At 72.0% G+C, this 12,370-nt stretch carries 10 protein-coding genes; 3 read left to right on the plus strand and 7 right to left on the minus strand.

Going from position 1 to position 12,370, the window contains the following annotated elements:
- Nucleotides 1-302 precede the first annotated feature (302 nt).
- Both ACFW2E_RS12215 and ACFW2E_RS12220 read left to right on the plus strand, forming a co-directional pair.
- Nucleotides 303-2,168 (plus strand): lectin, encoded by a 1,866-nt coding sequence (locus ACFW2E_RS12215; protein ID WP_384465355.1) that lies wholly within the window; start codon nt 303-305, stop codon nt 2,166-2,168.
- Nucleotides 2,169-2,202: 34 nt separating this feature from the next.
- Nucleotides 2,203-2,691, plus strand: a complete 489-nt coding sequence (locus ACFW2E_RS12220; RefSeq protein ID WP_384465357.1) for a hypothetical protein — start codon at nt 2,203-2,205, stop codon at nt 2,689-2,691.
- A 7-nt stretch (nt 2,692-2,698) separates the two neighbouring features.
- Here the strand turns inward: ACFW2E_RS12220 and cimA are convergent, their stop codons facing one another.
- The 6 genes from cimA to ureA form a co-directional block, all read right to left on the minus strand.
- Complete coding sequence (gene cimA, locus ACFW2E_RS12225) at nt 2,699-4,303, minus strand: citramalate synthase (RefSeq protein ID WP_384465360.1); 1,605 nt, start codon at nt 4,301-4,303, stop codon at nt 2,699-2,701.
- Nucleotides 4,304-4,587: 284 nt separating this feature from the next.
- Nucleotides 4,588-4,920, minus strand: coding sequence for a hypothetical protein (locus tag ACFW2E_RS12230; RefSeq protein WP_384465363.1), 333 nt, complete (start codon nt 4,918-4,920; stop codon nt 4,588-4,590).
- Between the two features lie 252 nt (nt 4,921-5,172).
- Nucleotides 5,173-5,793, minus strand: a complete 621-nt coding sequence (locus tag ACFW2E_RS12235; RefSeq protein WP_384465366.1) for a TetR/AcrR family transcriptional regulator — start codon at nt 5,791-5,793, stop codon at nt 5,173-5,175.
- A gap of 9 nt (nt 5,794-5,802) precedes the next feature.
- On the minus strand, nt 5,803-6,843 hold the full coding sequence (locus tag ACFW2E_RS12240; protein ID WP_384465369.1) for an agmatine/peptidylarginine deiminase: 1,041 nt from the start codon (nt 6,841-6,843) through the stop codon (nt 5,803-5,805).
- Nucleotides 6,844-6,887: 44 nt separating this feature from the next.
- Nucleotides 6,888-8,597 carry an urease subunit alpha gene (locus ACFW2E_RS12245; RefSeq protein WP_384465372.1) on the minus strand — a complete coding sequence of 570 codons (1,710 nt, stop codon included), beginning with the start codon at nt 8,595-8,597 and terminating at the stop codon, nt 6,888-6,890.
- The gene (gene ureA / locus ACFW2E_RS12250) at nt 8,594-9,298 is read right to left on the minus strand and encodes an urease subunit gamma (protein ID WP_384465375.1); all 705 of its coding nucleotides are present in this window, start codon (nt 9,296-9,298) and stop codon (nt 8,594-8,596) included. Before ureA ends, ACFW2E_RS12245 begins: the two co-directional genes overlap by 4 nt.
- Before the next feature lie 156 nt (nt 9,299-9,454).
- Between ureA and ACFW2E_RS12255 the strand changes: the two genes are divergently transcribed.
- On the plus strand, nt 9,455-10,918 hold the full coding sequence (locus ACFW2E_RS12255) for a cytosine permease (protein ID WP_384465378.1): 1,464 nt from the start codon (nt 9,455-9,457) through the stop codon (nt 10,916-10,918).
- Between the two features lie 79 nt (nt 10,919-10,997).
- Here the strand turns inward: ACFW2E_RS12255 and ACFW2E_RS12260 are convergent, their stop codons facing one another.
- Nucleotides 10,998-12,320: a KamA family radical SAM protein gene (locus tag ACFW2E_RS12260; RefSeq protein ID WP_384465381.1), complete on the minus strand. Its 1,323-nt coding sequence runs from the start codon at nt 12,318-12,320 to the stop codon at nt 10,998-11,000.
- Nucleotides 12,321-12,370: the final 50 nt, after the last annotated feature.

Genomic DNA, 12,370 nt, shown 5'->3' on the forward strand with positions numbered 1-12,370 from the left:
CGGGGCGGAGGCACCCCCCCGGGTCGCCCCCCTCGGCGGGGTGGCGGGCCCAGGGGAGCTCGCCCTCGCCGGGGTCGCCCGGGGTCGGTGCCGGGTCGCCGTCGCCGCGCGCCCACGACAGGGGCACCAGGGCGGCGAGCAGGGCGGTGGAGACGAGCAGGGCGGTTCTTGGCATGGACCTTCCCTCGGCTCTCTGGTTCACTCAGGGCTCTCACAGTTCACTCATGACTTAGATCACGTCGTGAGTTAACTAACGGCTCGCTCACCCGTCAAGACGTTCCGTCAGGAAGGGCGATGTGTCCATGAGAAGAACCCCCCACACCCTCCGGCTGCTCCTCGCCGGGCTGCTCACCGCGGCGGGCTTCACCGCGGCCGTGCCCCCCGCGCACGCGGCCGGCGAGCAGGTCGCCGTCTGGCTGACCACCACCGACGACGACGCCGGACGTCATGTGGTCCGCGGGCTCCAGGCGCAGACTCCGTTCGCCTTCCAGTCCGGCACCGGAGGCGGCGGCGAGAACATCACCGTCGACGAGAACACCCGCTACCAGACCTTCACCGGGGGCGGGGCGTCCTTCACGGACACCGCGGCCTGGCTGATGAACAGCAGCGGGGCGCTGTCCCGGGCGACGCGGGACGCGACCATGCGGAAGCTGTTCTCTCCGGCGGACGGGATCGGGCTGTCGTTCCTGCGCAACCCGATGGGCGCCTCGGACCTGGCGCGGTACGGGTACACGTACGACGACGTGCCGGCCGGCCAGACGGACGCCTCGCTGGCGAGGTTCTCGATCGCGCACGACCTCGCGGACGTCGTCCCGCTGACGAAGCAGGCGCTCCAGCTGAACCCGTCCCTGACGGTGATGGCCTCGCCCTGGACGGCACCGGCATGGATGAAGGACAGCGGCTCGCTCAACGGGGGCTGGCTGAAGGCGGAGGACTACGGGTCGTACGCCTCGTACTTCGTGAGGTACCTCCAGGCCTACCGCGACCAGGGAATCCCCGTGTCGTACGTGACTGCGCAGAACGAACCGACCTGCTGCTCGGGCTATCCCTCGATGAGCTGGAACGCGAGCGGGCTGGCCTACTTCACGAAGAGCGAGCTGCTGCCGAAGCTGCAGGCGGCGGGGCTGAGCACCAAGGTGCTGGCGCACGACTGGAACTGGGACGTGTACGACTCCTACGCCGCGCAGACGGTGGACGACGCGGCGGTCCGCAACCACCCGAACTTCGGCGGGATCGCCTGGCACGGCTACGGCGGGGACATCGCCGAGCAGACGGCCGTCCACGACAAGTACCCCTCGCTCGACGCCTTCGGCACCGAGCACTCGGGCGGCACCTGGATCGCCAACCAGCAGCGCGAGGACATGCTCAACATCGTCGACTACACCCGGAACTGGGCCAGGTCGGTGACGAAGTGGTCGCTGGCGGTGGACCAGAACAAGGGCCCGCACAACGGGGGTTGCGGCACCTGCACCGGTCTGGTCACCGTGCACGACGGGGACGGGCAGAGCGGGACCGTCGACTACACGGTCGAGTACTACACCATGGGGCACCTGACGAAGTTCGTACGGCCGGGGGCGCAGCGGATCGCGTCCACGGCGTCGTCGTCCGTGCCCAACGTGGCCTGGCGCAACCCGGACGGCTCGAAGGCGCTGATCGCCTACAACGACGCGTCCGCCGCGAAGACGGTCACCGTCGACTGGGGTTCGCAGCACGCGACTTACTCACTGCCCGGCAAGACGTCGGCCACCTTCACCTGGTCGGGCACGCAGTCCGGCGGCGGCGCGCGGACCGGGACCCTCGTCGGGCTCGCGGGCAAGTGCCTGGACGTCGCGAGCGGTTCGAGCGCCAACGGCACGCCCGTGCAGCTCTACGACTGCAACGGGACCACGGCGCAGCAGTGGACCGTGGCGGCCGACGGTTCGGTCCAGGCGCTCGGCAAGTGCCTGGACGTGACGTCGGGTTCGACCTCCGACGGGGCGAAGGTGCAGTTGTACGACTGCAACGGGACCGGTGCGCAACGGTGGTCGTACAGCTCTTCGACCGGTGACATCGTCAACACGGCGGCGGACAAGTGCCTCGACGTGACGGACAACTCGTCGGCGAACGGGGCACGGGCACAGATCTGGTCGTGCACGGGGGCCGCCAACCAGAAGTGGCACTTGCAGTAGGGCGGGCCGTGTCCCGCCCGTGAGGGGGCGGGACATGAAACGGGCCGGGGTGGCGGCGGTGGGTGTCGTCGCCGGGGTGCTGCTGCTCAGCGGGTGCGCCGCGGTGGATCTGCCGCTCGCCGGGGTTCGGATGGGGGCGGACGGGGTGCCGTACGCACTGATCCGGCCGTGCGGGGACGACGGTTACCGCACGCCCTCGCTCGACGGGTGGGCGGCGGGTGCCGGGGACGGGCCGGTCACCACGGGGTGGGACGTGCGGAAGGAGGAACTGAGCGGGGACGCCGACTTCCCGCTGTTCTCGCCGCCGGCCGCCTGGAAGGCCCGGCACCGGGGCGAACGGCGGCTGCTCCCGGGGCACCGGTACACGCTGGCCTTCGGCCACTACGTCACCGGCGACTCCTACAACGGGATCGTCGGGTTCTCCGCCGAGGACATCGCAGGCCTGAAGCCCGGCCGGGTCTGGGCCGACGACCGGGCGATGAGCCTCGGCGAGTTCGAGAGACTCGCCGAGGACTCCTGCTGAGCGTCCGCTACTCGGCGGGCTCGACACCGGCCCGCAGGAGGCCGTACGCGTACGCGTCCTCCAGAGCCTGCCACGAGGCCGCGATCACGTTCTCCGCCACGCCGACCGTGGACCACTCGCCCGCGCCGTCGGACGTGGAGATGAGGACCCGGGTGGTGGACTGGGTGCCGTGCTTGCCCTCGAGGATGCGGACCTTGTAGTCGACGAGCTCGAGCTTGGCCAGCTGGGGGTAGATCTTCTCCAGGGCGACACGCAGAGCACGGTCCAGGGCGTTGACCGGGCCGTTGCCCTCCGCCGTGGCGACGATGCGCTCGCTCTTGGCCCAGAGCTTGACCGTGGCCTCGTTGGCGTGGGTGCCGTCGGGGCGGTCCTCGACGATGGCGCGCCAGGACTCGACCTCGAAGTACTTGAGCGGCTTGCCCTCGACCTCCTCGCGCAGCAGCAGTTCGAAGCTCGCGTCCGCCGCCTCGTAGGTGTAGCCCTCGAGCTCGCGCTCCTTGACCCGCTCGACCACCCGGCCGACCAGCTCGCGGTCGCCGCCCAGTTCGATGCCGAGCTCCTTGCCCTTGAGCTCGACCGAGGCGCGGCCCGCCATGTCGGAGACCAGCATCCGCATGGTGTTGCCGACCTGTTCGGGGTCGATGTGCTGGTACAGATCCGGGTCGACCTTGATCGCGGAGGCGTGCAGGCCCGCCTTGTGGGCGAAGGCGGACACGCCCACGTACGGCTGGTGGGTGGAGGGCGTGAGGTTCACGACCTCGGCGATGGCGTGCGAGATGCGGGTCATCTCCCGCAGGTGACCGTCCGGCAGGACCTTCTTGCCGTACTTCAGCTCCAGGGCCGCGACCACGGGGAAGAGGTTGGCGTTGCCGACGCGCTCGCCGTAGCCGTTCGCCGTGCACTGCACATGGGTGGCGCCCGCGTCCACCGCCGCGAGGGTGTTGGCCACCGCGCAGCCGGTGTCGTCCTGGGCGTGGATGCCGAGCCGGGCGCCGGTGTCGGCGAGGACGGTCGAGACGACCGCCTGGACCTGCGCGGGGAGCATGCCGCCGTTGGTGTCGCACAGGACGACCACGTCCGCGCCGGCTTCCGAGGCCGCCCGGACGACCGCCTTCGCGTACTCCGGGTTCGCCCGGTAGCCGTCGAAGAAGTGCTCGCAGTCCACGAAGACACGACGGCCCTGCTCGCGCAGGTAGGAGACGGTGTCGCGGACCATCTCCAGGTTCTCGTCGAGCGTGGTGCGCAGTGCCAGTTCCACGTGCCGGTCGTGCGACTTGGCGACCAGGGTGATCACCGGGGCGCCGGACTCCAGCAGCGCCCTGACCTGCGGGTCGTCCGACGCCTTCGCGCCCGCCCGGCGGGTGGCGCCGAAGGCGACCAGCCGGGCGTTCCTGAAGTCGATCTCCTGCTGGGCGCGGGCGAAGAACTCGGTGTCCCGTGGGTTGGCGCCCGGCCAGCCGCCCTCGATGAAGCCCACGCCGAAGTCGTCCAGGTGCCGTGCGATGGCGAGCTTGTCCGCGACGGTGAGGTTGATGCCCTCGCGCTGCGCGCCGTCGCGCAGCGTGGTGTCGAAGACGTGGAACGAATCGTCGAGCTCGCTGGTTGCGGTCATGGTCTCAAGGCTCCTGTGTTGAATCTCGGTCTTACCGGAATGACCGGCTCCACCGTCCCTCCATACTCCCTCGCGCTCCGCCCCCGGCTGAAGGTGGGCCAGGAAAACGAAAAAACCCCTCGCGGGTGCGAGAGGTCTGCGCGCGGGTCGAGGACGACGGTGGCCACCCGTACCTGGTCGTACGTGGTGGTCACTGCGGACCGGCGCGCCTGCTGCCAATAATCGTGGCGAACGAGAGCACGGAGGCAGTCTGGCACAGCCCCGCCTCCGGCTCACCGGTTGTCTCAGGATGCGGTACGTACGAAGAAGATGTCCGGGACTCCGCTCGTGCCGTCCGGGACCAGGTCGCCGGCCGTGGAGAGGAAGACCACCGCGCGGCCGTCCCGGGAGACCGCGCCGGGCCGGCGAGGCCGGTGGGGCCACGGGGCGGCGGTCACCGGTGCGGACGTCCAGCAGGGTCGGCGCGCCGCCCTCGGGGAGCAGGACGTGCCGTGCGGTGCCGTCGGCGGCGAGCGCGGCGGCGCCCCCGGGGCCGATCGCCGTATCCGCCCGGTGCGCAGGTCCACCGGGCGGGCGGTGTGCGTCCCGTCGGCGAGCGAGGTGGAGCCGAGGACCACCCGCCGCCCGTCCTCGGACAGCCGAGGCCGGCCGAGCCGTTACGCGTCGCCGTCCACCCTGCGGGTCCCGCCCGAGTCGAGGTCGCTGACGCGGACCCGCCCCGTCTGGCCCCGGCTCCCCACAGTGGCCATGGTCCCCCGGAATCACGTCATCCCCTGTTCCCCCGGCCCCTCGCCGAGGGCTCGGTCGGATGCAACCGCACCGGGAAGCCCGGGTCAATCGGCCTGATTACGCACAACCCGGACGGGTGATCAGCGGTCCGCGGGCCCCGGCCGTCCGAGCGAGTCGTCCAGGAACTCCCGTACGTGGGTGAGGATCTGCCCGCGGTCCGTGCCGCGCAGCCCGACCGCGACGTGGATGGAGAAGCCGTCGAGCAGGGCGCGCAGCCGGGCGGCGAAGCGGTCGGCGTCGACGGGGCGGAACTCGCCGCGCGAGATGCCCTCGGCGACGAGGGCGACGAGGTCGCGGTGCCAGGCGCCCTCGATGGCGGCCTGGCGGTCGCGGGCGTCGTCGTCGGCGTTCTGCGAGCGGTTCCACACCTCCAGCCACAGTGTCCAGTGCGGGTCGCGGTGGCCCTCGGGGACGTACAGGTCGACATAGGCGTCGAGGCGCTCGCGGGCGGGGGCCGTGCGGGTGAGCAGCCGGCCTCGCTCGGCACCCAGCCTGCCCTCGCTCCACTCCAGGGCCTGGAGCAGCAGCTCGTCCTTGGAGCGGAAGTAGTACAGGAGATGGCCGCTGCTCATGCCGACCTCGCGGCCCAGCGCCGCCATGGTGAGCTTCTCCAGACCGCGCTCGGCGATCATTCCCATGGCGGCGGCGAGCACCTCCTCGCGCGGCGGCGCGTTCCTCCGCGCTCGTGCCGCACCGGCCATTGCCGACTCCTAGATCCTGGGCTGCTGCTGGGTGATGCAGTGGATGCCACCGCCACCGGAGAAGATCGTACGGGCGTCCACCGGCGTCACCGTCCGCTCCGGGAAGAGACGGCCGAAGATCCCGGCCGCGATCTCGTCGCGCGGGTCGTCGAAGGCGCACAAAACGACGCCGCCGTTGCACAGGTAGTGGTTGATGTAGGAGTAGTCGGCCCAGTGGCCGTCGGCCTCCAGGACGGCCGGCGCGGCCACCTCGACGACCTCCAGACGGCGGCCGCGCGCGTCGGTCTGGGAGCGCAGGATGCCGATGACCTCCTTGGTGACCTCGTGGTCGGGGTGCGCCGGGTCCGGCTGGTGGTGGGCGACCACGACGCCGGGGCGGGCGAACGCGGCGACGATGTCGACGTGCCCGAGGGTGCCGAAGCCGTGCGGGGGGTAGTCCCCGGTGAGGCCGCGGGGCAGCCAGATCGCCTTGCGGGTGCCGAGGTGTGCGTGGATCTCGGCCTCGACCTCCTCCCTCGACCAGTGCGGATTGCGCTCGGGGCCGAGCTGGACCGTCTCGGTGAGCAGCACGGTCCCCTCGCCGTCGACATGGATCGCCCCGCCCTCGTTGACCAGCTCCGAGGCGTACGCCTTCGCCCTCGCGAGGCCGGAGACGTACGAGGCGATCTTCGCGTCGTGCTCCCAGCGGGCCCAGCTCTGGGCGCCCCAGCCGTTGAACGTCCAGTCCACGGCGGCCAGCCGGCCGTTGCCGTCGGTCAGGAACGTGGGGCCGATGTCGCGCATCCAGGCGTCGTCGAGGTCGCGCTCGACGGTGTCGACGTCCGGGCCGAGCAGGGCGCGGGCCTCGGCGGACTGTCCGGGGCCGCACACCACCGTCACCGGCTCGAAGCGGCGCACGGCACGGGCGACCGACGCCCAGGCGGCGCGGGAGGCGGCGAGGTCGCCGGGGTCCTCGAAGGTGGGGTTCGGGCCCGGCCACGCCATCCAGGTGCGCTCGTGCGGCGTCCACTCGGCGGGCATGCGGAAGCCGTCGGCGGCGGGGGTGTTCATGTGCGGGTCCTTGTCCGTGGGGGTCGTCGCGGCGTGCGCGGAGGTCACAGGAAGTAGAGGCGGTTGAGGGAGACCGAGTCGGCGGGGTCCGAACCGATCGGGTCGCCGTCGAGGGTGACCAGTCCGGTGCGCCGGTCCACGTCGACGGCTCCGGTGCGCGAGTTCAGCCGCAGGTCGGCGGGACCGATGCCGCGGGTGCCGCGGACCGCGACCCTCCTTCTGCGCGTCGGCATCGAGTCGTTGCCCTGGTCCAGGGCGGCCCGGGCGACGAAGGCGACGGAGATGTCGGCGGGCGTGGCACCGTGCGCGCCGAACTGCGGGCCCATGACGAGCGGTTCACAGGTGTCGGTGGCCGCGTTGGGGTCGCCGGTCACGCCGTACGCCGGGAAGCCCGCCTTGAGGACGAGTTGCGGCTTGGCGCCGAAGAACTCCGGGCGCCACAGCACGATGTCGGCCAGCTTGCCGACCTCGATGGAGCCGACCTCGTGCGCCAGGCCGTGGGCGATGGCCGGGTTGATGGTGAGCTTGGCCATGTAGCGCAGGACCCGCTCGTTGTCGTGGTCCTCGGGTGCGCCGAACTGGGCCTTCATCTTCCCGGCCATCGCGAAGGTGCGGCGGACGGTCTCCCCCGCCCGGCCCATGCCCTGCGCGTCGGACGAGGTGATGCCGATCGCGCCCAGGTCGTGCAGTACGTCCTCGGCGCCCATGGTCCCGGCGCGGATGCGGTCGCGGGCCATGGCGGCGTCGCCGGGCAGGTCGGTCTTCAGGTCGTGGACGGAGACGATCATGCCGTAGTGCTCGGCGACCGCGTCCCGGCCGAAGGGGAGGGTGGGGTTGGTCGAGGAGCCGATGACGTTCGGGACTCCCGCCATCTTCAGCACGTTCGGCACGTGCCCGCCGCCGCAGCCCTCGATGTGGAAGGCGTGGATCGTGCGGCCCTCCAGCACCCTGAGGGTGTCCTCGACCGACAGGCACTCGTTCAGCCCGTCGCTGTGCAGGGCGACCTGGACGTCGTGCTCCTCCGCGACGCGCAGGGCGGTGTCCAGGGCGCGGGTGTGGGCGCCCATGTCCTCGTGCACCTTGAAGCCGGACGCGCCGCCCTCGGCGAGGGCCTCGACGAGGGGCGCCGCGTGGGACGACGAGCCGCGGCCCAGGAAGCCGATGTTGACCGGCCAGGCGTCGAACGCGCTGAACGCGTGCCGCAGCGCCCAGGGCGAATTGACGCCGACGCCCCACACCGGCCCGAACTCCTGCCCGATGATCGTGGTCACCCCGGAGGCCAGCGAGGCCTCCATGACGCGCGGGGACAGCAGGTGGACGTGCGTGTCGACGGCACCGGCGGTGGCGATCAGTCCCTCGCCGGACACGATCGAGGTGCCCGTGCCGACGACGACGTCCACCCCGTCGAGGGTGTCGGGGTTCCCGGCGCGCCCGACGGCGCAGATCCGGCCCTCCCGGATCCCGATCGAGACCTTGCGGACGCCCTGCGCCGCGTCGATCACGACGACGTTGCTGATCACCACGTCGCAGGTCTCGCGGACGGCGGCGGCCTTGAGGTGCAGCCCGTCGCGGGCGGTCTTGCCGAACCCGGCGAGGAACTCGTCCCCGTACGCCTGCGAGTCCGACTCGACCCTGATCGTCAGCCCGGAGTCACCGAGGCGGACGCGGTCGCCGGCGCGGGGGCCGTGGGTGGCGGCGTACTCGTACGGGGTGAGGCGGCGGGCCTCGGCGGGGTGGCCTCCGGGGCGGCTCATCGCTCGGCCTCCTGGTCAGGGGTTTCCGGTACGCCGAGGTAGCCGCAGGCGGCGGCACGGCGCAGCGCCTCCTCGCGGGCGCCGGGCGCGTCCAGCGGTCCGTCGACGAGACCGGCGAAGCCGACGGCGACGCGTGCGCCGCCGATCGGCACGAGGCCCACCTCCAGCGACTCACCCGGCCCGAACCGCACGGACGAGCCGGCGGGCACGGCCAGCCGCATGCCGTAGGCGGCCGGACGGTCGAAGTCGAGCCGCGGGTTGGCCTCGAAGAAGTGGAAGTGGGAGGTGACGGAGACGGGCACGGTCGCGGTGTTGGCGACCGTCAGCCGGACCGCGGGCTCCGGCTCGGGGCGCTCGGGCCCGGGGAGCAGCGCGCCCGGACCGTGCTCGCCCAGCCCGCCGCCGATCGGGTCGCCGACGACCGCGAGCCGTGAGCCGTCGTCGAAGACGGCCTCGACGTGCACCTCGGTGACGACGTCGGCGACGCCCGGCAGCACGTCGGCCGGGCCGAGGACCGCGCGGGCGCGCTCGATGGCCTCGGCGAGCCTGACGCCGTCCCGGGCGGCCTCGCAGACCGTGTCCGCGATCAGCGCGGTCGCCTCCGGCACGTTCAGCCTCAGGCCGCGGGCGCGGCGGGCGCGGGCCAGCTCGGCCGCTCCGAAGAGCAGCAGCCGGTCACGTTCCGTGGGGGTCAGTCTCACGACGCGGCACCTCCTTGCTTCCACTCATTTAGAGCAACACTCTAAACACAGCTCCTTCGAAACAGAAGCATTGACGGATGAACAAGGGTCACGTCACATTGAACGTCGCTCAAACAGTCGCTCAAACCGTCAGGCGGCCGTCGAAGGAGACCAGCCATGCCGATAGAACAGCGCGGAGTCGACACCATCCCGGACGAGGAACGGACCAGCGGTCCGCGCGACCTCGTATCGATCCTGCTGGGGTCCAACCTCTGCCTGGGTGTGATCATCTTCGGCTGGCTGCCGCCCTCCTTCGGGCTGGGCTGGTGGGCCTCGGTGAGCTCGATCGTGGCGGGCACGGTGGCCGGCACGGTGTTCACGGCCCCGCTCGCGTTGGTCTCCCTGCGCACGGCGACGAACCTCTCCACCTCCTCCGGCGCCCAGTTCGGGGTGCGCGGCCGCCTGGTCGGCTCGGTGGTCGGCCTGCTGCTGGCCCTCGGCTACACCGCACTGACCGTGTGGATCGGCGGGGACGTGATGGTGAGCGTGCTGGGCCGGCTGTTCGGCCTGCCGTCGGACGGGATGGCGTACGCCCTCGTCTACGGGCTGCTCGCCGCGGCGACGGTCGCGGGCGCGGTGTACGGCTACCGGGTCCTGCTCGCCATGTCCCGTGTCCTCGCGATCGTCATGACGGCCCTGCTGGCGCTCGGCGTGATCGCCTACGCCCCGCGCTTCACCACGTCCGCGCTGCCGGAGACGGGCGGCTGCCTGCTCGGCGGCTTCTGGCCGACCTGGGGCCTGGCGGCGGTGGCCGCGGGTCTCTCCGGCCCCGTCGCCTTCATCACGCTCCTCGGCGACTACACCCGCTACATCTCCCCCGCCCGGCACTCCTCCCGCCGGGTCCTGCACGCCACCTGGCTCGGCCTGGTCCTGGGCCTGCTGGTCCCGCAGCTCTTCGGCACCTTCACGGCGTACGCGGCCCAAGCGGCCCTCGACTACGCGGGCCCGCTGGTGGCCGCCTCCCCCACCTGGTACCTGATCCCGCTCCTGCTCTCGGCCTCCGCGGGCTCGGTCGGCAACGCCGGTCTGATGCTGTACTCCATGGGCCTGGACCTGGACGCGATCCTGACGCGCGCCTCCCGGGCGCGGGCCACCTGCACGGTGGCCGTGGTCGCCACCGCCTGCGTCTTCGTCGGGCACTACGCCTGGAACGCGCAGTCCGCGATGACGTCCTTCGTCCTGCTGCTGACGGCGATCGGCACGCCGTGGGCGGTCATCACCCTCATCGGCTTCGTACGCTGCCGCGGCAGGTACGACGCCGACGCGCTCCAGGTCTTCAACCGCCGCTCCCGGGGCGGGATCTACTGGTACCGGGCGGGCTGGAACGTTCGGGCGACGGTGTCCTGGGCACTGGGGGCAGGGGTCGGCCTGCTGGCGGTGTCCCTGCCGTCGTACGAGGGGCCGCTGCTGTCGCTGACGGGCGGGGTGGACTGCAGCTTTGTGCTGTCGGGGGCCGTGGGCGGGCTGGTGTACGTACTGCTGCGGCCCGAGGACGAGGACCGGTCCGCACCACAGCCAGCCCGTGGGGGTACCCCCTGCTCGAAGAGCTTGGGGGAGCTTGAGGACCTTGGGGGAGCTTGAGGACGAGGCCGTTCAGGCCGATGCGGCGGGGTCTGGGGGCGCAGCCCCCAGCAGGGCCGGCACCGACGCCGACCGTCGGTCACCCCGCCTCCAGCCCCGGCAAGAACCGCGCGGAGCCGAACGCGGGCTTCAGGTCCGTGAACCAGGTCGCGCCCTCGTCGTACGCGGCGAAGAACGGGCGGTCGACCAGTTCGGGGTCGCGGGCCTGGATCAGGTGCAGGACGAAGACCTTCTCGCCCGCCACCTCGGCGACGCCGTCCACGCAGACCTTGCCGGGCATCGCCGACATGACCGGGCCGCGGACGGTGCGGGCGAGGCCGGAGACGCGGGCGTGGGCGTCGCGGAAGATCTGGTGACCGCGGGCCAGCGGCACCGCGAAATAGCCCTGCGGGCCGGTGTCGCGCTCCACGAACTGGTAGTACGGCACCGCGCCCAGCGTGGTCGTCTCCTCCCACAGCTCGGCCCAGGCGTCCGCGCTGTCGTTGATCCCCGCCACCAGCGGGCCCTGACAGCGGATCACCGCCCCGGTGTCGCGCACCCGGCGCATCGCGTCGCGCACCACAGGCGGACGGAGCTCCTGCGGATGCGTGAAGTGGGCCATCAGCGCGAGGTGACGGCCGCTCGCCACGACCTTCTCGAACAGCCGCAGCAGGTCGTCGGCGTCCCGGTCGGTGGTGAAGCGGTACGGCCAGAAGGCGAGCGACTTGGTGCCGAGCCGCACCGAGCGGATCGTGTCGATCCCGAGGAGCGGCTCGACGTAGCGGCACAGCACGTCCGTGCTCATCACCAGCGGGTCGCCACCCGTGATCAGGGCGCTGGAGACCTGCGGCCGGGAGCGCAGATAGGCGGTCGTGGCGGCGATGTCGTCGGTGGCGATGCGCAGATCGGCCTCGCCGACGAACTGCGGCCAGCGGAAGCAGTAGGTGCAGTAGGCGTGGCAGGTCTGGCCCTGGCGCGGGAAGACCAGCACCGTCTCGGGGTACTTGTGCTGGAGGCCCGTGAGCCGGCGGCCCCCGTGCACGGGGACGTTGGCGTCGAGCTGGCCCGAGGGGTGCGGGTTGAGCCGCATCCGGATCTCGTGGGCCGCGCGCTGGACCTCCGCCCCGGGCGCCCCTCGGGCGAGCAGATCGGCCATCCGGCGCAGGTCGGGCGCGGGCAGCATCCCGGACTGCGGGAAGGTCAGCCGGAAGACCGGGTCCTCGGGCACGGCCGACCAGTCGATCAGCTCGTCGACGACATAGCTGTTCGTGCGGAACGGCAGGACGGCGGCCACCGCACGCAGGGCGAGCCGGTCGGCGGGCGTCAGGGACACTCGTTGCTGGAGCAGTCCGTCCAGATCACGGGGTGTGAAGGCGCGGAAGCGGGGGCTCGTGCGGGGAGCCGGGTGGTGCGCTGGACTCATCTGTGCCGGGGCCCTCTATTCCGTGACCAGGACCGGCGGGCGCAACTCGC

The sequence above is a fragment of the Streptomyces sp. NPDC058964 genome, from assembly GCF_042741275.1.
GTDB lineage: Bacteria > Actinomycetota > Actinomycetes > Streptomycetales > Streptomycetaceae > Streptomyces.

What these genes read in the sequence shown, in the direction of transcription:
- ACFW2E_RS12215 (WP_384465355.1), top strand. Translation starts at nt 303, where the DNA reads ATGAGAAGAACCCCCCACACCCTCCGGCTGCTCCTCGCCGGGCTGCTC.
- ACFW2E_RS12220 (WP_384465357.1), top strand. Translation starts at nt 2,203, where the DNA reads ATGAAACGGGCCGGGGTGGCGGCGGTGGGTGTCGTCGCCGGGGTGCTG.
- cimA (WP_384465360.1), bottom strand. Translation starts at nt 4,303, where the DNA reads ATGACCGCAACCAGCGAGCTCGACGATTCGTTCCACGTCTTCGACACC.
- ACFW2E_RS12235 (WP_384465366.1), bottom strand. Translation starts at nt 5,793, where the DNA reads ATGGCCGGTGCGGCACGAGCGCGGAGGAACGCGCCGCCGCGCGAGGAG.
- ACFW2E_RS12240 (WP_384465369.1), bottom strand. Translation starts at nt 6,843, where the DNA reads ATGAACACCCCCGCCGCCGACGGCTTCCGCATGCCCGCCGAGTGGACG.
- ACFW2E_RS12245 (WP_384465372.1), bottom strand. Translation starts at nt 8,597, where the DNA reads ATGAGCCGCCCCGGAGGCCACCCCGCCGAGGCCCGCCGCCTCACCCCG.
- ACFW2E_RS12255 (WP_384465378.1), top strand. Translation starts at nt 9,455, where the DNA reads ATGCCGATAGAACAGCGCGGAGTCGACACCATCCCGGACGAGGAACGG.
- ACFW2E_RS12260 (WP_384465381.1), bottom strand. Translation starts at nt 12,320, where the DNA reads ATGAGTCCAGCGCACCACCCGGCTCCCCGCACGAGCCCCCGCTTCCGC.